Raw genomic sequence first — 18,091 nt, 5'->3', positions numbered from 1 at the left:
GCCACTCACTTCGTTCGTTGTGGTCAGACAGTCGGCGACAGTCAGTTCACGAAGCTGGTTTCATGGCCCGTCGCCGAAACTCCCGCCACTCACTTCGTTCGTTGTGGTGGCGCWCCACAGCCTCCCCGCACGCGCCTTCCGCACCAACAACCGAACGCAGCCCTACCTCAACACAGCCCCGATCACTTCATCGAGCTTGCGCAAGCCTTCGCGCGCATCGCCCAGGTAGCGCTGGATGCCCAGCCGCAGCGCCTTCGCCGCGGCTTCGTCGAACAGCTCCATCGCGTCCTTCACGTCCTCGCCCTTCTCCTGCAGCTGCAGCGCGGTGTTGCCGGTGGCCAGCGTCAACGCACCGAGCGCCGCGAGGCCGGTGTCGCGCGACGACACCTCGCCATAGCGGCCGTGGAAGCCGTCGAGCAGCTTGCGCGAGCGGGCATCCAGCATCTCGTCGAGCGCGTCGTCGACCATCGCCGCCACGTCGGCCCGCGTGAAGCGCCGCTGCAGCGCGTCTTCCACCTTCTCGCCCAGCGCATGCAACGCCGGGCCGTCGAACTTTTCCACCGGCTCCAGGCGGATCYCCTCGAACAGCGGGTAGCGCACCAGCTCACGGATCAGCACCGGGTAGCGCCAGCAGCGCCGCACGTGCTTGGGCATCAGCCAGCTCGCGAGGTTGCGGTAGTACTGGTGCACGTCGGTCAGGTTGCGGCCGGCCAGCCCGACCAGGTTGACGTTGACGAAGTGATGCCAGGTCGAATCGGTGACGACGCGGCCCACCTCGGCCTGCTGCCCGTCGTAGGCGCAGACCGGGATGAACGAGCGCGGCGCGACCGCCGCCTTGCCCGGGAACGCATTGCCCTCGGACACCGTCAGCGCGATCGCCTCCGGCACGACGCGCTGCGTGCTGCCGGTGGCCATCGGCCATTCGTCGGTGACGCCGTCGGGCAGCTTGCCGGTCAGCACCGCCGGCACGCGGCATTCGCCTTCGTGCGGGTGGTCGGGGAACACCTCGATCGCGCGCGCCGGCGCGGCGCCCGGCACCTGCAGCACCGGGTGCGCCACGCCGACGCCGAAGCTGGTGCGGAAGTTCACGTACAGCCGCTGCGGCAACGCATCGGACTGGTCGGCGAACTCGAACACGTCGTTGGCGCCGGGCGCGGTGGTGGTCAGCCGGTCGATGCCGCCGCCGCTCGGCGTGTCGGCCGCGGCCCAGCGCCGCATGCCTTGCACGCGCGGGATCGTCATGCACATCGCGGCGCCCAGGTCTTCATGGTCGCCGGTGGCGAACAGCCCGCCGCCCTGCTGCATGAAGTTGACGATCGCCGCCTGCGCGCCCGGCTCCTGCGCGAGCCCGGCGCCGCCCTCGGTGGTGATCGCGAGCAGGAACACCACGTCGTAGCGCGATTTCAGCAGGCCATGCGCCGCGTCGGTGAACTGGAAGTTGCTGATGTGCTGGCTCGTCGTGTCGAGCGTCGCGGCGCCGACGGCCCCCGGCGTGTACAGCGCGGTGCGCACGATCGGCGTCATCGCGTGGACGGTGCTGGTGCGCAGCGCGTCGACGAAGCGGGTCAGGCCGAAGTCGTCGCCGGCACTGAAGTTCAGCCCGTCGGTGACGACCAGGATCTTGGGCGTGCATTCGCGAAACCATTTGAGGATGAACGTGTCGAGCACGGCCAGGTTCTTGAGCGTGGGCATGGCGGAGCCTCCTTGGCAACCAGGGGATGTGTGGAACGGCGCGCGGACCGCGCGCTGGAACCAAGTTAGGCGGCGCCTGGGGCGATCGATATCCCTAGCCTGTCGATGTCTCCCCCATCCCGGGGGGCGGTGCGCCGCGTCGCCGACAATCGGGCCCATGAAGACAATCACAGTGCGTGAAGGCAAGGAGCGCTCGCTGCAGCGTCGCCACCCCTGGGTGTTCGCGGGCAGCATCGCCGGCGGCAAGGCCGACCTCGGCGAGACGGTGCGCGTGCAGGCGCACGACGGCAGGTTCCTGGCCTGGGCCGCCTGCAGCCCCCATTCGCAGATCCGCGTGCGCGCCTGGAGCTTCGACGAGAACGAGCGCATCGACAGTGCGTTCTTCCTGCGCCGCATCGAGCAGGCGATCGCGATCCGCGCGCGGCTGCCGATCGCGAGCGACGGCGTGCGGCTGATCCACGGCGAGGCCGACGGGCTGCCGGGCCTGATCGTCGACCGCTACGGCGACACGCTGAGCGCGCAGTTCCTGTCGGCCGGCGCCGAGCGCTGGAAGGCGACGATCGCCGACCACCTGCTGAAGGCCACCGGCCTCACGCGCCTGTACGAGCGCAGCGATGCGAACTCGCGCGAGCTCGAGGGCCTGCCGCCGTCGACCGGCTGGCTGCGCGGCGACGGCGCCACCGAGGTCACGATCCGCGAGCACGGCTGGCAGCTGAGCCTCGACGTGGCCGAGGGCCACAAGACCGGCTACTACCTCGACCAGCGCGACAGCCGCAAGCTGTTCGCCGACACCGTGCGGCACTTCGGCCTGCAGCGCGTGCTGAACTGCTACAGCTACACCGGCGGCTTCAGCGTGGCGGCATTCGCCGGCGGCGCGACGCAGGTGACGAGCGTCGACTCGTCCGGCCCGGCGCTCGAGCGCGCCCGCGCGCATGTGCTGCGCAACGGCTTCGACGATGCAGCGCACGAGACGCTGGACGCCGACGTGAACCAGACGCTGCGCGCGATGCTGCAGGAAGGCCGGCGCTTCGACGCGATCGTGCTCGACCCGCCGAAGTTCGCGCCGACCGTGTCGCACGCCGAGCGCGCTTCACGGGCCTACAAGGACATCAACCGGCTCGCGCTGATGCTGCTGGAGCCGGGCGGCGTGCTGTTCACCTTCTCGTGCTCGGGCGGCATCAGCCCCGACCTGTTCCACAAGATCGTCGCCGGTGCCGGGCTCGATGCGCAGGTCGACGGGCTGGTCTATGCGCGCACCGGCGCGGCGCCGGATCATCCGATGACGATCACCTTCCCCGAAGGCGACTACCTGAAGGGGCTGGTGATCATCAAGCGCTAGGCTGCGCGCCGAACCGCGCCTGCCACCGCTCCAGCGGCACCCGCGCCGCGTTGCAGACGTACGAGATCGCGCGGTACCAGCCGGCGAGCAGCAGCAATTCCAGCAACTGCGGCTCGCTCCACACGGCGGCCAGTTGCACCCACAGGTCGTCATCGACATCGGCCGTGTCGTGCAGCGAATCGACCAGGCGCACCAGCAAGGCGTCACGCTCGGTCAGCGAGGCATCGTCGGCGCGGCCGCGCTCGATCGCCACCACCTGCGCCGGCGTGAAACCGGCCGCGTTCGCGAACGCCGTGACGTGCACGCCCCATTCGTACTCGGCGCCGCAGCGCGCGCAGGCGCGGTCGATCACCACCTCGCGGTCGCGCAGCGGCAGCATCGCGTGGCGCCCGAGCATGAAGCCGCCCCACGGCATCAGCCGCTCGGCCAGCAGCGGGTGGCGCGCGAACACGCGGAACAGCTGCAGCACGTCAACGGCTTCGGGCGGCGTCATGCGGCGCAGCAGCACCTCGATTTCAGGCTCGTACGGCGCGCTGACCGGCGGAATGCGGGCCGCCAGGTTCGGGGAAGCTTCGGTCGGTGTCATGACGATCTCCTTGCTGCTACAGAAATAGTAGCAAACGGAGCTTGGCACTGAAGCCGGCATGGCATAGTCGCCAACGTGACGACTTCATCGCCCCGCCCGAAGGCCCCGCTGCCCGGCACGCGCGTGCGCGGCTCGGCCAGCGGCCGGCCGATCATGGCCTTGCTGGACCTGTTGGGCCGGCGCGGCACACTGCGGCTGCTGTGGGAGCTGCGCGACGGGCAGCCGCAGAACTTCCGCGCGCTGCAGCAGAGCATGGGTGGGGTGTCGCCCACGCTGCTGAACAGCCGCGTGAAGGAGCTGCGCGCGGCGCAGCTGCTGGAGTTGCGCCCCGAGGGCTATGCGCTGACGGCGCGCGGCCTCGGGCTGCTGGACGAACTGGGCCCGCTCGACCGCTGGGCGCAGAACTGGGCGCGCGCGCTCACGCGATGACCGGCAGCGCGATGCGCGGCTCGAACTTCGCGCGGTGCACGTTGAAGAAGGCCTTCACGTTGCGCACGTTGGCATCCTGCGTGAAGAGGCGCTGCACCAGCGCGTGGTAGCCCGCCATGTCGGGCGCCTGCATCACCAGCATGAAATCCGGCCCCGGCGACACGCGGTAGCACTGCTGCACCGCCGGCTCGGCCACCGCGCGCGCCTCGAAGGCCGCGAGGTGCTCGGCGCCCTGGCGATCGAGCGTGATCTCGGCCAGCACCGTGAGCCCGACGCCGAGTTTCTCGGGCGACAGGATGGCAACGCGCCGCTCGATGACGCCGGCCTCGACCAGCCGCTTCACGCGGCGCAGGCAGGTGGCCGGCGAGGTGTGGGCGGCGGCGGCCAGGTCCTGGTTGGACAGCGAGGCGTCGTTCTGCAACAGCTCCAGCACCCTCAAGTCGGTGGGGTCCAGGCTCAGTTTTCTGTCCAATTCAACCACCTAACGAATCCTTTTGAAATATTTCATCCATATTCATGGATGACGGCAGATTATTTCATTCGTCGCTATTTTGCGCAAACATTCACCGCGGCAACCTGCCTACGATCCGCCCCATCCCAGTTTCACCAGAGAGAACTCCCATGTGTGGCATCGTCGGCGCCGTCAGCACCCGCAACATCGTTCCGATCCTGATCGAAGGGTTGAAGCGCCTGGAATACCGCGGCTATGACTCCTGCGGCGTGGCCGTCCACCAGAACGGGCAGCTGCGCCGGGCGCGCAGCACCTCGCGCGTGGCCGAGCTCGAGGCCAACGTGCGCAGCGACGAGATCCAGTCGGGCACCGGCATCGCCCACACGCGCTGGGCCACGCACGGTGCGCCGGTGGTGCACAACGCGCACCCGCACTTCTCGGCCGGGCCGGGGGCCAAGGCGGCCTCCGCCGGGCGGATCGCGCTGGTGCACAACGGCATCATCGAGAACCACGACGAGCTGCGTGCCGAACTGAAGGCCAAGGGCTACGTGTTCGACAGCCAGACCGACACCGAGGTGATCGCGCACCTGGTGGACCACCTGTACGACGGCGACCTGCTCGATGCGGTGCAGCGCGCGACGCTGCAGCTGCGCGGCGCATTCGCGATCGCGGTGTTCTGCCGCGACGAGCCGCACCGCGTGATCGGTGCGCGCGAGGGCTCGCCGCTGGTGCTCGGCATCGGCAGCAAGGAGAGCGGCGAACACTTCCTGGCCTCGGACGCGATGGCGTTGGCCGGCGTCACCGACCAGATCGTCTACCTGGAAGAAGGCGACGTGGTCGACCTGCAGCTCGGCAAGGTGTGGATCACGAGCCGCACCACCGACGGTGTCTACAAGGTGGTGCAGCGCGAGGTGCGCACGGTGCAGGCACACACCGGCGCGGCCGAGCTGGGCCCGTACCGGCACTACATGCAGAAGGAGATCTTCGAGCAGCCGCGCGCGATCGCCGACACGCTCGATGCGGTGGAGAGCGTCACGCCGGAGCTGTTCGGCGACGGCGCGTACAAGATCTTCAAGGACGTGGACCAGGTGCTGATCCTCGCCTGCGGCACCAGCTACTACAGCGGCTCGACCGCGAAGTACTGGCTGGAGAGCATCGCGAAGATCCCGACCAGCGTCGAGATCGCGAGCGAATACCGCTACCGCGACAGCGTGCCGAACCCGCGCACGCTGGTCGTGACGATCACGCAGAGCGGCGAGACCGCCGACACGCTGGCCGCGCTGAAGCACGCGCGCAGCCTGGGCATGAAGCACACGCTGACGGTGTGCAACGTGGCGACCAGCGCGATGGTGCGCGAATGCGAGCTGGCCTACATCACGCGCGCCGGCGCCGAGATCGGCGTGGCGTCGACGAAGGCGTTCAGCACGCAGCTGGTCGGGCTGTTCCTGCTGACGCTGGCGCTGGCGCAGGTGCGCGGGCACCTGAGCGATGCGCAGGAGCAGGAGCACCTGAAGGCGCTGCGCCACCTGCCGGTGGCGGTGCAGGCGGTGCTGGCGCTGGAGCCGCAGGTGATCGCGTGGAGCGAGGAGTTCGCACGCAAGGAGAACGCGCTGTTCCTGGGCCGCGGGCTGCACTACCCGATCGCGCTGGAAGGCGCGCTGAAGCTGAAGGAGATCAGCTACATCCACGCCGAGGCCTACCCGGCCGGCGAGCTGAAGCACGGGCCGCTGGCGCTGGTGACGGCGCAGATGCCGGTGGTGACCGTCGCGCCGAACGACGCGCTGCTGGAGAAGCTGAAGAGCAACCTGCAGGAAGTGCGGGCGCGCGGTGGCGAGCTGTTCGTGTTCGCCGATGCGGACACGCGCATCGAATCGAGCGAAGGGCTGCATGTGATCCGGATGCCGGAGCACTATGGGGCGCTGTCACCGATCCTGCACGTGGTGCCGCTGCAGCTGCTGGCGTATCACACGGCGTGTGCGCGCGGGACGGATGTGGACAAGCCGCGGAACCTGGCGAAGAGCGTGACGGTGGAGTAAAGGCGGAGGTTGAAGGCGACTGCTCCGGTGCTTTCAAGCGGACCGGATGTGGTGGGGTGCAGGGCGGATGCGGCAAGGTTCGTCCAGCTGAGCAGCTAGGATCCGGACATGGACGAGCTTGTAGCCCTTCTTCTGAGGCATGGACCTCTGGTTGTATTCGCGGTGACGCTCGCTGCCAGAGCAGGCGCCCCGCTTCCGGCCGCGCTGCTGCTGGTGACTGCCGGCGGGCTTTCCGCGGCTGGTCGGATCAGCCCGACCGTGACGGTGGCCGTGTCGATCCTCGCCAACTTGATTGGCGACATCGGATGGTTCGTGGCGGGCAGAACGTGGGGCTACCGAGTACTCGGCCTTGTCTGCCGCGTCTCGCTGTCACCCGACAGCTGTGTGCGGCAGAACGAAGAACTCTTCGAACGATGGGGCGGTTTTGGGTTGCTCGCCGCCAAGTTCGTTCCCGGGGTGTCGCTGCTTGCTGCTCCGATGGCCGGTGCGCTGCGCATGACCTGGCCGAGATTTCTGTCATGGAACCTGGTGGGCGCGTTCGCATGGACGGCCGCCTTCATGGGTCTTGGGGCCCTCTTCAAGTCCGAGATCAACGCAGCCCTGTCGATGCTTGCAGACGCGGGCTTCAAGGCGCTGCTGGCCCTCGGTGCGCTCATGGTGGTGATCGTAGGTTCTCGGTGGATCGCAAGGCGCAGGGAAGCCTCCAACAGGGCGGACATGCTCGTTTCCGCGCAGGATCTTGCCGATGAGATTGCGCAGGGCAAGAAGCCCGTCCTTCTGGATGTCCGAGGCCGGGCGGCTCGCACCGCAACAGGCTCACTTGAAGGGTCGGTCATCGCCGAGCTCGGCCGAATCAAGGACGCCGTAGCAGACGTTCCCAAAGACGCGAACCTCGTGACCTATTGCAACTGTCCCAACGAGGCCAGCGCGGTCGTCGCTGCGCATGCACTTCGGTCGCTTGGTTTCAGGCGAGTACGGGTGCTGGCTGGCGGTCGCGACGGCTGGGCCGACGGCGCAAACTGACAAGCCCGTGGGCCGAGCCCCTGATACGGCTCCGGCTAAGTGCGTTTGCCAAGGCCCGCTTCCCGCTCGAGATAGCCAAGGCAAAGTGAGATGAGTTGACTGCGCAGCATCCGCGTCAGCTTGCGTGGAGCCTGCTCCTCCAGTACGCCCTTGGTCGGTCTTCGACCATGGTCGGGAGCGGCTTGCCATGGACTTTGCGCGCGGCTTCTTCCACTGCTTGAGCGAAGCCGTCCAGATGACGTTCCAAAACGGCATTCAATAGAGCCAGCTTGTTGGGGTAGTACTGGTACAGCGTCCCCACCGAAACACCGGCTCGCTCAGCCATCGGCAGTGCTCACTGATCTGCTGGTCGGCAAGCTGCGCGGATCACACAACGGAGCGTACTTCAACTACACCGGCAAGGAGCTTGAGCCGGCCTTCCCTGCCAAGGATCAACGAATTGCCACCGATCTATTCACGACGAGCGATTTGCTGTTGACGCGGTTCGCGTAAAGCATTGGCAACGAGAGCGTCAACTCCTTGCGGAGTTCGTCTCGATGCCGCTGCGCTACCAGCACGCCAAACTCGATCTCGATGACGCCATGAAGGATATGTCGTGGCGTTTGCAGACGCCAACATTTGCGGATCGGGTACTGCACCGTCAGTACGGATAGCCGGGAATCGCCAGATCCACCTTGTAAACGCCGCGAGCGCTGCCGAAGCCCATGGCCGTGATGAACAAGGTCTTTCGATCGCGGCCCCCAAAGGCCACGTTGGTGACCGAGCCCGAACCGCTCGGCATGAGGATGCGGCCCACTTCCTTGCCCTCGGGGTTCAGAACGATCACATCGGTCGAGGTGACGTACAGGTTGCCGGCGCAGTCCACCACCATGCCATCTCCACTGGAGACAACCCCGCTGCCGAACTTCTCAGCCGTGCCTGGCGAACCGTCGGCGGCAACGGCGTACTTGAACACGCCATCCTGCGCCGTGAGGTAGAGCGTCTTCTCGTCAGGCGACAGGGTGATGCCGTTTGGATTGCTTCGATCCGCATCCACCAGCACCGCGGTGCTGGTGCCCGGCGCTACCCGGTAGACGCCAGTGCGCGGCTGCGGGTTGGGCGAAGCGGCCTGCCAGTTCGGGTCGGTGAAGTAGAGGGTGCCATCGGTGCGGAAGGTCAGGTCGTTCGGAGAGCCAAAGCGAGCGCCGTTGTAGCTGCCGACCACCAAGGTTTCGGAGCTGCCAGGCAGGGCAAATCGAACGATGCCGCCCACCTTGTGGCTGGAACCGTAGAGGTGGCCGGCTTTGTCCACCGCCAAACCGTTGGTACCGGCTGTGGACACCACCACGGTACCGACGCCGTTGCTGTCGATCTTCACGATGCGGCTGGGTGGCGGGTTGTTGCCGGGGCCGAACTCGCTGACGTAGAGCGCGTCATCCAACCACACGGCGCCCTCGACGTTCCCAAACTGGATTTGGTAGTTGTCGTTGGGCAGCGCATTGTCCAGGCGGGTCACCGTGGAGCCACTGGGCACCGGCTTGCCGGCATAGGGCCCTGCGGGGCAGATGCTGGCCCCAGGAGCAGGAGCAGGGGCAGGTGCAGGTGCAGGCGATGAGCCGACGGGTGACGCTGGGGTGCTCGAGTCATCACCGCCCCCACAGGCCGACAGCACCAGTGCGCACAGCAGTGCGCTTGTTGCAGTCGAGCGAGTCGAGYGCTGGCTTGGAATGCTCATCATGAAGTTCCTATTGCGTCAAAGTGTGGCGCGCACATGTCGTCCGACATGACGCGCTCTCGTTTCCCGGTTGCGATTGTGTGGGGCGCGACATCGGGCGAAATTGATGAAACTGTGACGAACCGAAGAACCGACGAATGACACGAGCGGCGTTGGTGCGGCGAGACGCCATGCAACAAGATGCAAATTCACCCCGAATTGATTGACATCGAACGGCGCGTTGTCTGGCGGATCAGATGCAGATCCACCATGTCGCAGACATTTTTTATGATGAGTCAGGCAATGCAATGGCGCAAATAGCCGGCGCCAATTCCAGTTCATTACCGAACTCTGATTGCTTCTGTCATCTAGTCCGCCCTGAACAACTGAATCGTGCCGACTTTCGGTCCCGCCCTGGACGGGCGATTGCCATTGCTCGCTCAGCGTTCGAAAACGCGTCAGCTGCGCGACTTCAAGCTGAGCATTGCAAAGTGCTCGTAGTGGCCGACGCCGTTCTTGACCACGGGGTCTTCGGACGTGAAGTCGGAGATCTCCCGGTCGTCGGCGATCTGGTACAGCGAGACGCCGTAGCCGCCGGCGGGATCCATGACCGGCCCGTGAGCGACGATCACGCTCTGGGCCAGCAACTCATTCATGTAGTCAGCGTGGCGCTTCATCAGGCTGCGCTCTTCATCCGAGAGCGTCGGCAGGAAGTCCGCCCGCGGCGGGATGAATTTGCAGAGGTAGTACTTCATGTTCATCTCCGGCTGATCCGCCCGTCAGGCGGCGGTTTGGACGCTCTTGAGGATCGAGCCCTCGAACATCTTGGGCGCGTAGCTCTGCAGGAACAGGATCATCCCCGTCATCTTGCCGACGGGGTTGCTGAACTTGGGATCCTTGCTGGCGATCAGCTTGGAGATGGTGTCGACGACCGCGTCCGGCGCCTGGGCCTCGTCGAGCCCCTTCTGCGTGGCCGCGTTGGCCTGCTTGCGATAGGTGTTGTAGTCGCCGATGGCCCGGCCGGTCGCCGCGACGGCGTGGTTGCCGAGATTGGTCTTGAACCACACCGGCTCGACCATGCTGACCTTGATGTTGAACGGGTTCAGCTCGAAGCGGAGGGACTTGAAGAAGCCTTGGACCGCGTGCTTGGAGGCCGTGTAGAACGACAGGTTCGGCGGGCCGATCAGGCCGACGATGGAGCTGACGGTGATGACCTGGCCTTCGCGCTGGGCACGGAAGTGCGGCAGCAGCGCGTTCGTCACCTTGACCGTGCCCCAGAAGTTCGTCTCGAACTGTTGGCGACCGACCTCCAGCGGTGTCTCCTCGGCCAGGCCGGTGACCATGTAGCCGGCGTTGTTCACCAGCACGTCCAGGCGCTGGGTGAGACGGAACAGCTCCTGCGTGAAGCTCTTGATGGACTCGTCGTCGTCGATGTCCAGTCGGATCAGCTTGAACGGCAGATGGGGGTACTTTTGCGGGTCGCGGCTGGTGCCGATGACGTTGCAGCCCTGCTGCTGCAGGCGGGTGGCCACCATCAGGCCAAATCCGGAAGAGGCGCCGGTGATCAGGACAGTCTTTTTCATGGTCAGTGCTTTCGAGGCTGCAGAGCCGGGGGCTGCTGCTGGGTTGGGATGACCGGGCCTGCAAGCCCGATGACGAAGCGTTTGGAACGAGATCGACTGTGCCCAGGCAGCGGCGCCGCGGCACTCGCCGAACACGCCAATCAACATACGGAATGCGCCAACGAATGCGCCCAACCTGGCGCGTTCCGCTGGTGCGGATCCTCGGGCCCACTCGTAGACTGACGTCATGCAGGAAGAGAAAGCACCCACCCCCAGGCTGCCGGACGGGCGCCCGGCACACGCGGGCACCTTTGCAGTCTGGCCCGGCTGGCTGCTGCTCATGCACGATGCAGGCGTGAACGGCGCCCATGTGCTGCGCCGGGCGCAACTGCCCGGCGACCTCTTCGCGCGGCCCAACACGCGGCTCGATTCGCAGACGTACTTCAAGCTGTGGGCCGCCATTGAGGTGGATGCCGGCACCGAGGACGGCCCCCTGCCCTTGAGGCTCGCGAAACGGATGACGTCCGACTGGTTCGAGCCCGAGCTGTTCGTTGCCTTGTGCAGCGACAACCTGAACGGTGCCTTGGCGCGCCTGGCCAAGTACAAGCGCCTGGCCGGCCCGATGGCCTTGCACATCGAGCGCACGGAGCGCAGGACCACGGCGACGCTGGAGTTCCTGGACCACGCGATGCCGCCGCCGCCCGTGTTGATGGCCTTCAAGCTGGTGTTCCTCGTCCAACTGGCGCGGCTGGCCACCCGCAGCAAGCTGCACCCGCTGCGCGTCGGGTGGCCGCAGCCGACCCCATCGGCCCAGGAAACGCGGGCCTACGCCGACTACTTCGGCGTCTCGGTCGAGACGGCACTGGTGCCGACCCTGGTGTTCTCGGCAGAGGACGCGCAACAGCCCTTCCTGACCGCCAACCACGGCATGTGGTCGTTCTTCGAACCCGCGCTGCGCCAGCGGCTTGCCGACCTGGACCGGCACGCGACAACAGCCGACCGCGTGCGCAGTGCACTGCTCGAGGCCATGCCTGCCGGCGGCCTCTCGATGCAGGCGGTGTGCCGCAAGTTGGGCGTCAGCAGCCGCACGCTGCAACGTCGGCTGCAGGACGAAGGCACGAACTTCCAGCAGACGCTGGACAACCTGCGCAACGCGCTGGCCCACCACTACCTGCAGAACTCGCTGATGTCGGGCGCGGAGATCGCCTTCCTGCTGGGCTTCGAAGATCCCAACTCATTCATCCGGGCGTTTCAAGCCTGGACCGGCAGCACGCCGAATGCCGTGCGCTCGGCTCATGCGGCTTCCAAGGGCGCCGCGACTGAGCCCGAGGCGCTCCCTGGCTGACCGCGCCTCCTGTTGGCAGTCGGGGCTGCGGCCGGTCTTGCGGGCAAAGAGGCGCTCGAAGGACCGTTGCGATGCGGCTCGCGGGATCGTTGGGTTCGAAGAACATCGCCGTGTACTGCTCCAGCGTCGCGGGCCCCTGTCCTGCCACGTCGTAGAACAACTGCTCGCCCGGTTTGATGAGCTTGCCCGGCGGAGTGCCGGGTTCGCCCACGCCACCCGGCGCCTCGGGGCTCGGCATGGGGTGAACTTCCACTCTGGGCGCCTCGGCCAACGCGTGCAAGCGCTGGCCGACTGGATCGAGTCCAGCCTGCCAATCATCATGGATGCGCGGCGGTCGATGGGGACGTGACCTGCCTCCAATCACGGCCTCGCTGACTTGCTCGCGGCGCCCCCCGCGCTTCCATGCCGCATCTAGCGCATTCGCCCCGGTTCGAAGCGCAAGAACGAAAACTCCGCCTCGCAACCTGCGGCCTTCGGGCTACAGGCGTAAAGACCACATGACACTGATTTCACTGCCGGCCGTTCAAGCAGGCGTGCCATCCGAATTTGCTCCCAGTCCTGACCGTTGAAGGACGACTCGACGATGTAGTCGTTGCCTTCGGCCCGGACCCGGAACCAGACGGTACGCACCTCTGCCGCGATCGGCTGTGTTGACCAGTCCGAATACTGACCATTGGTGACAACCGCGCCCAAGCGGCTGGAGCCATCTGGCTCGAACTCGACGGAGGTCTTGAGCCAGCAAGCGGGCGACAGACGCACCATGAGGCCCGCTTGGTCGTACTGGTGCAGCGGGTTCGACGTGACCTTGGTCGTGAGCACGAAGTCGCCAGCAGCCTCAAGGAACAGGAAATGGCCGTTGTCGACTTCGAAGCCGTAGTGGGTTCGTTGCCAGAAGTCGGTCGCGGCGTCTGGATTGAGCCGAAGGCACATTGCAGCGCTGTCCACGCGCCAGCTCGCGGGTTCGCAGCGCCAACTCAAGCGTGGGCTCAAATCCGGCTTGGAGAAGTCCTCGAAGAGCGGCGAGTCATTCATGTCGTGGCTATCGGTTGTGTGAAACTCAAGTCATCTGGATCGCAGTGTCTGCGACGGTAACTCGCCGAACAGCGCCCTGTACCGCTGGGCGAAGTGGCTCAGATGGTTGAATCCCCTGTCCGCGGCCGCCTGCGCAATGGTCAGGTCCACCGCCCGTGTCGACATCAACCGCCGTCGCACGACGTTCAGCCTCACGCAGCGCAGGTAGTCCACCGGCGTCGTGTCGGCGACCTGCCTGAAGCTGTTCTGCAAGGTGCGCCGGCTCGTGCGAAGGCGCAGGCACAGCTCCTCCACGCTGGGCGGGGAATCCCCCCTGCCTTCCACCATTCGATGRCATTGCGCAACGATGTAACTGGCCGACGCGCTCCCGACGGCCTGCCCTGCGTCGGCTGCACCATTGAACAGTTCGTGCAGCGCTTCGAACACGCCACAGGACACCGACCGATCCTCGATGGCTTCCGACTTGCGCGGGTCGGTTGCCGGCGTCTCAGCGAACAACGAAAGCAGGACGTACCGCAATCGCTGCATCGCGAGCCCCGGGGCTCGCAGCACGGAGCGGGGCAGCAGGGCCCGGGCCCCCGGTGCCCACGGCCGTTCCTCCGACAGGCGACGAAATTCGTCCAGCTCGAACGTCACCGCCACAAGCTCCATGCCTTTCGGGCGTTGCAGCGTGAACTCGTCGCCACTGCGAAGGACGACCATGCTGTCCCCGTGCATTTCATGGCCCTGCATCCGCGGCGTTTCGGCCAACGTCCCCAACGGGATCGCGAAGCAGATCTTGCCGTTGGGTAGACAGCCCTGTTGAATCACCCGCTCGCTCATCCATTTGCGAAAGACGTGGATGCTGCCGGTCGTCGCTTCGGCCAGCGAACTGTGCATGACCCCCGGCGACACCTGAAGGTAGCGCTGGTTCCACTCAGGCGCCGAGGCGCCATGCACGTGGAAGTTGTCGAATACGTCCAGCTTGAGTGTCATGCGGTGTCCCGTGGCAGCGCTGCTGTCGAAGAATAGCCCTGGCTCCGGTTCCGCGCCACTTTGCCGATTCGGGCTAACGGTGCCGGGTGCGCGCGCTGCATAGTGGGCGCACCTTCTCCGTCGAGGACATCCTTCCAGATGTGGACACGATGTATTTCGCGCCTCCTGGCGCACGTGCTGGCACTGACGCTCGCAGCCTGTGCTTCAACAACCGAACTCCCTTCTCGCAGACCCGAAGGAATGCCCGTCATGAACGTGGAACAGATCAAGGGGGCCCTGGTGGGCGACTGGGTCAGCATCGCCCCGGAGGTCCGGCCGAGCGCCGGCAAGAATCCTGACGGCACGCTGAAGCCGTTCTATCTGAAGCGTGAGTTCAAGTACCTGGCTGGGGATCGGTTCGAGCTGGACATCGTCAACTCGGCAGACCCGAACGGTGCGGTTCCCATTGCTCGAATCGCCATCCGGGGTCGAATGCTCTGGCGCGGGCCGCACGCGATCGCCGCCGGGGCGCAGAAGACTGACTTCGTCGCTGACGAGGGTTACGAGGTGACGCCGCTGAACCAGGGGTTTGCCGATCTGCTGAACCAGATCGCCGCCAGTGGCTACAGAAAGTGGCAAGTCAACGACACGCAAAGCGTGTTCGGCAAGGCGTTCGCCCCGTTCGGGTTGAGCGAGGGCAAGAACTTCATGGAGTTCGACCTCGTCTACCTGAGCCACGGCATGTTGTTCTGGGGTGCACGCAATGTGGACGGCCGTGGGTTCGACAAGGAAGAGAACAGGCCGACGAATCTGCAGATCCCGCTTGCGCGGAAGTGAGGCCTCGGTGCCCGAACGCCTTGAGATGTGCTGCCCAGGACGGAAATCCTCCGCGCTCACGGCCGCTCCCGCTCAGTAAACTTCATCTCTCATTCCTCGCTTGGTCCTCACCTTGGTTTCATCCGCACACCGTCCTGCACACGCTCTGTTCACCTTCGGCTACGAGGGTCTGTCGATTGACGCGTTCATCGAGCGCCTCAAGGAGGCTCACGTCGAGTTGATCGTCGATGTGCGCGAGCTGCCGCTGTCGCGCAAGAAGGGCTTCTCCAAGACATCCTTCCGTGAGGCGTTGGCGGCGGAGGGCATCGCCTGCGAGCACCGCCCGGCGCTCGGTTGCCCGAAGCCCGTTCGAAATCGCTACAAGGTGGATGGCGACTGGCAGGCCTACACCCGCGGGTTCCTCGCGTACCTGGCCACCCAGAAGGCCGAGATCGCTGACCTGACCCAAACGGCGCTCGCTCAGAGCGCCTGCCTCGTATGCTTCGAAGCCGATTTCGCCGAGGAGACACCATGAATTCCAAGCACCTTGCCCGGCACGGTGCCGCGGCCCTGGGCGTGCTGCTCGCCGCCGGCTGTGGCGCAGGCGGCGCGGCCGCGGCCGAAGCGGGCCCGCTCGCCACCGGCGACCGCTCCGAGAAGAGCGCCGCCGTCATGGCGCCCGCCCCCACCTACGCCGACTGGCCGGCCGTCACCAGCGCGATCGCGCGCGACCCGGCGATGGAGGCGCGCATCGCGCAGATCGTCGCGGCGATGACGATCGAGCAGAAGGTCGGGCAGATGACGCAGCCCGAGATCAAGAGCATCTCGCCCGACCAGGTGCGGCAGTTCTTCATCGGCTCGGTGCTGAACGGTGGCGGCACCTGGCCGAACGGCGACAAGCACGCGAGCGCCGCCGCCTGGGTGGCACTGGCCGACCGGTACTACAACGCGTCGATGGCCACCTCGATGGCCACCAAGGTCCCGATCATCTGGGGCACCGACGCGATCCACGGCCACAGCAACGTCTACCAGGCCACGCTGTTCCCGCACAACATCGGGCTCGGCGCGGCACATGACCCGGCGCTGGTGCAGCAGATCGGCGCGTCGGTCGGCCAGGCGGTGCGCGCCACCGGCATCAACTGGGTCTTCGGGCCGACCCTCGCGGTCGTGCGCGACGACCGCTGGGGCCGCACCTACGAGAGCTTCTCGGAGGATCCGTCCATCGTGCGCGCCTACGCCGGCGCCTACGTGACCGGCCTGCAGGGCAGCTTCGCGAGCGACACCAACGTGGTCGCGACCGCCAAGCACTTCATGGGCGACGGCGGCACCGACCAGGGCGTCGACCAGGGCGTGGCGACGGCGTCCACCGCCGACATGATCAACATCCACGGCCAGGGCTACTACAGCGCGCTGGGCGCCGGGGCGCAGACGGTGATGGCGTCCTTCAACAGCTGGACGAATGCGGCGGCCGGCATCAACGTCGGCAAGCTGCACGGCAGCAAGCAGATGCTGACCGACATCCTCAAGGCCAAGATCGGCTTCGACGGCTTCGTGGTGTCCGACTGGAACGGCATCGGCCAGGTGCCCGGCTGCAGCAACGCGAGTTGCGCGCAGGCCATCAACGCCGGCATCGACATGGTGATGGTGCCCGACGAGTGGCAGGCCTTCATCGGCAACACCTCGGCCCAGGTGCGCTCGGGCGCGATCCCGATCGCGCGCATCAACGACGCGGTGACCCGCATCCTGCGCGTCAAGATGCGCTCGGGGCTGTTCAACGGGCGCAAGCCGTCGCAGACCGCCGGGGCCGGCGTGCAGGGCCAGCTGGTGGCGCGTGCACTGGCACGCGATGCGGTGCGCAAGTCGCTGGTGCTGATCAAGAACAACGGCGCGCTGCTGCCGCTGGCCCGCGGGCGCAAGACGCTGGTGGTCGGCAAGAGCGCCAACAGCCTCTCGAACCAGTCGGGCGGCTGGTCGCTGACGTGGCAAGGCACCGGCAACAGCAATGCCGACTTCGCCGGCATCGGCGACACCGTGCTGGCCGGCATCCAGGAGGCCGCCGGCAGCGCCAACGTCGAGTACAGCGCGACCGGCACCGACAAGAACCCGGCCCGCTACGACGTGGTGATCGCGGTGATCGGCGAGACGCCGTATGCCGAAGGCGCCGGTGACCTCAAGGGCAGCCGCACGCTCGCGCACGCAGCCAACCACCCGGAAGACCTGGCGGCGTTGAACGCGGTGTCGGGCAAGGGCAAGCCGGTGGTGACGCTGCTGCTGGCGGGCCGCCCGCTGTACACGAACGACCTGATCAACCAATCCGATGCCTTCGTCGCCGGCTGGCTGCCGGGCACCGAGGGCAAGGGCATCAGCGACGTGATCTACCGCAACGCGCAGGGGGCGGTCGGCTTCGACTTCAACGGCACGCTGTCGTTCTCGTGGCCGGCCTCGGCCTGCCAGACGCCGCTGAACCTCGGCGACGGCCAGCAGCCGCAGTTCGCGCCGGGCTACGGGCTGACCTATGCCAGTACCGCAGCCAGCATCGGCACGCTGCCGACACCGGCCGTGCCCTCGGCCTGCGGCCAGGGCAGCGGCACGCTGGTGCTGTTCAACCAGGGCGATGTCGCACCCTTCGCGCTGAACGTCAACACCGCCGCCAACCACGGGGCCAGCGTGCCGGTCGGCAGCGACCCGAACGCGACGCTCGACGTGCCAACCACCGGCACGCCGGCGATGCGGGTGCAGACCACGCAGATCAACACGCAGCAGGACGCCAAGCGGATAACCTGGTTCTCGCAGGGCCAGGTCTTCTCGAAGGCGGCGAGCGGCCAGAACCTCTCGGGCTCCACCGACGGCACGCTGGAGTTCGACACCGTCGTCTCGCAGGCGCCTGCCGCCGCGGTGCAGCTGCACATGGACTGCGGCCACCCCTGCCGCGGCACCGTCGACCTGACGCAGGCGCTGCGCAGCCTGCCGCTGAACGTGAAGCAGACGCTGAAGATCCCGCTCAGCTGCTTCGCGACGGCCGGCGCCAAGCTCGCGAGCATCGACACGCTGCCGCTGAACGTGAAGCAGACGCTGAAGATCCCGCTCAGCTGCTTCGCGACGGCCGGCGCCAAGCTCGCGAGCATCGACACGC

Annotated in this window: 18 protein-coding genes; 8 read left to right on the top strand and 10 right to left on the bottom strand. The window is 66.6% G+C overall.

Annotated elements, in window-relative coordinates:
* Positions 1-162: 162 nt before the first annotated feature.
* Positions 163-1,692: a hypothetical protein gene (locus AC1D01_RS03845; protein WP_477864759.1), complete on the bottom strand. Its 1,530-nt coding sequence runs from the start codon at positions 1,690-1,692 to the stop codon at positions 163-165.
* Positions 1,693-1,849: 157 nt separating this feature from the next.
* Between AC1D01_RS03845 and AC1D01_RS03840 the strand changes: the two genes are divergently transcribed.
* On the top strand, positions 1,850-3,031 hold the full coding sequence (locus AC1D01_RS03840; RefSeq protein WP_477864758.1) for a class I SAM-dependent rRNA methyltransferase: 1,182 nt from the start codon (positions 1,850-1,852) through the stop codon (positions 3,029-3,031).
* On the opposite strand, the gene AC1D01_RS03835 is transcribed toward AC1D01_RS03840, so the two are convergent.
* Positions 3,021-3,617 carry a carboxymuconolactone decarboxylase family protein gene (locus AC1D01_RS03835; protein WP_477864757.1) on the bottom strand — a complete coding sequence of 199 codons (597 nt, stop codon included), beginning with the start codon at positions 3,615-3,617 and terminating at the stop codon, positions 3,021-3,023. The two genes, AC1D01_RS03840 and AC1D01_RS03835, sit on opposite strands and share 11 nt — an antisense overlap.
* Before the next feature lie 75 nt (positions 3,618-3,692).
* On the opposite strand from AC1D01_RS03835, the gene AC1D01_RS03830 reads away from it, so the two are divergent.
* Entirely contained in the window at positions 3,693-4,046 is a 354-nt protein-coding gene (locus AC1D01_RS03830) for a winged helix-turn-helix transcriptional regulator (RefSeq protein WP_477864756.1), read from the top strand.
* On the opposite strand, the gene AC1D01_RS03825 is transcribed toward AC1D01_RS03830, so the two are convergent.
* Complete coding sequence (locus AC1D01_RS03825; RefSeq protein WP_477864755.1) at positions 4,036-4,518, bottom strand: Lrp/AsnC family transcriptional regulator; 483 nt, start codon at positions 4,516-4,518, stop codon at positions 4,036-4,038. The two genes, AC1D01_RS03830 and AC1D01_RS03825, sit on opposite strands and share 11 nt — an antisense overlap.
* Positions 4,519-4,667: 149 nt before the next feature.
* Between AC1D01_RS03825 and glmS the strand changes: the two genes are divergently transcribed.
* Positions 4,668-6,533: a glutamine--fructose-6-phosphate transaminase (isomerizing) gene (gene glmS, locus AC1D01_RS03820; RefSeq protein ID WP_465110597.1), complete on the top strand. Its 1,866-nt coding sequence runs from the start codon at positions 4,668-4,670 to the stop codon at positions 6,531-6,533.
* A 108-nt stretch (positions 6,534-6,641) separates the two neighbouring features.
* Positions 6,642-7,556 carry a VTT domain-containing protein gene (locus AC1D01_RS03815; RefSeq protein ID WP_477864754.1) on the top strand — a complete coding sequence of 305 codons (915 nt, stop codon included), beginning with the start codon at positions 6,642-6,644 and terminating at the stop codon, positions 7,554-7,556.
* Positions 7,557-7,671: 115 nt separating this feature from the next.
* Here the strand turns inward: AC1D01_RS03815 and AC1D01_RS03810 are convergent, their stop codons facing one another.
* From AC1D01_RS03810 to AC1D01_RS03790, 5 genes are all read right to left on the bottom strand, one after another.
* On the bottom strand, positions 7,672-7,881 hold the full coding sequence (locus AC1D01_RS03810; protein ID WP_477864753.1) for a TetR/AcrR family transcriptional regulator: 210 nt from the start codon (positions 7,879-7,881) through the stop codon (positions 7,672-7,674).
* 106 nt (positions 7,882-7,987) lie between these two features.
* Positions 7,988-8,194 (bottom strand): hypothetical protein, encoded by a 207-nt coding sequence (locus AC1D01_RS03805; RefSeq protein ID WP_477864752.1) that lies wholly within the window; start codon positions 8,192-8,194, stop codon positions 7,988-7,990.
* Positions 8,195-8,196: 2 nt separating this feature from the next.
* On the bottom strand, positions 8,197-9,051 hold the full coding sequence (locus AC1D01_RS03800) for an SMP-30/gluconolactonase/LRE family protein (protein ID WP_477864751.1): 855 nt from the start codon (positions 9,049-9,051) through the stop codon (positions 8,197-8,199).
* Between the two features lie 656 nt (positions 9,052-9,707).
* Complete coding sequence (locus tag AC1D01_RS03795) at positions 9,708-10,004, bottom strand: YciI family protein (RefSeq protein WP_477864750.1); 297 nt, start codon at positions 10,002-10,004, stop codon at positions 9,708-9,710.
* Between the two features lie 24 nt (positions 10,005-10,028).
* A complete protein-coding gene (locus AC1D01_RS03790; RefSeq protein WP_477864749.1) occupies positions 10,029-10,979 on the bottom strand; it encodes an SDR family oxidoreductase in 951 nt (316 codons plus the stop codon).
* A 187-nt stretch (positions 10,980-11,166) separates the two neighbouring features.
* On the opposite strand from AC1D01_RS03790, the gene AC1D01_RS03785 reads away from it, so the two are divergent.
* A complete protein-coding gene (locus AC1D01_RS03785; RefSeq protein WP_477864748.1) occupies positions 11,167-12,156 on the top strand; it encodes an AraC family transcriptional regulator in 990 nt (329 codons plus the stop codon).
* Between the two features lie 411 nt (positions 12,157-12,567).
* Here the strand turns inward: AC1D01_RS03785 and AC1D01_RS03780 are convergent, their stop codons facing one another.
* Positions 12,568-13,188, bottom strand: coding sequence for a DUF1349 domain-containing protein (locus AC1D01_RS03780; protein WP_477864747.1), 621 nt, complete (start codon positions 13,186-13,188; stop codon positions 12,568-12,570).
* A gap of 30 nt (positions 13,189-13,218) precedes the next feature.
* Entirely contained in the window at positions 13,219-14,163 is a 945-nt protein-coding gene (locus AC1D01_RS03775; RefSeq protein WP_477864746.1) for a helix-turn-helix domain-containing protein, read from the bottom strand.
* A gap of 249 nt (positions 14,164-14,412) precedes the next feature.
* Between AC1D01_RS03775 and AC1D01_RS03770 the strand changes: the two genes are divergently transcribed.
* The 3 genes from AC1D01_RS03770 to AC1D01_RS03760 form a co-directional block, all read left to right on the top strand.
* Positions 14,413-14,979, top strand: coding sequence for a hypothetical protein (locus tag AC1D01_RS03770; RefSeq protein ID WP_477864745.1), 567 nt, complete (start codon positions 14,413-14,415; stop codon positions 14,977-14,979).
* Positions 14,980-15,079: 100 nt separating this feature from the next.
* A complete protein-coding gene (locus tag AC1D01_RS03765; RefSeq protein WP_477864744.1) occupies positions 15,080-15,493 on the top strand; it encodes a DUF488 domain-containing protein in 414 nt (137 codons plus the stop codon).
* Positions 15,490-18,091 (top strand): glycoside hydrolase family 3 protein (locus AC1D01_RS03760; protein WP_477864743.1); only part of this gene is annotated, 2,602 nt, incomplete at its 3' end. The genes AC1D01_RS03765 and AC1D01_RS03760, both read left to right, overlap by 4 nt.

Source organism: Rhizobacter sp. P3_B12 (assembly GCF_056402895.1).
This window is presented reverse-complemented; position numbering and strand designations above follow the sequence as displayed.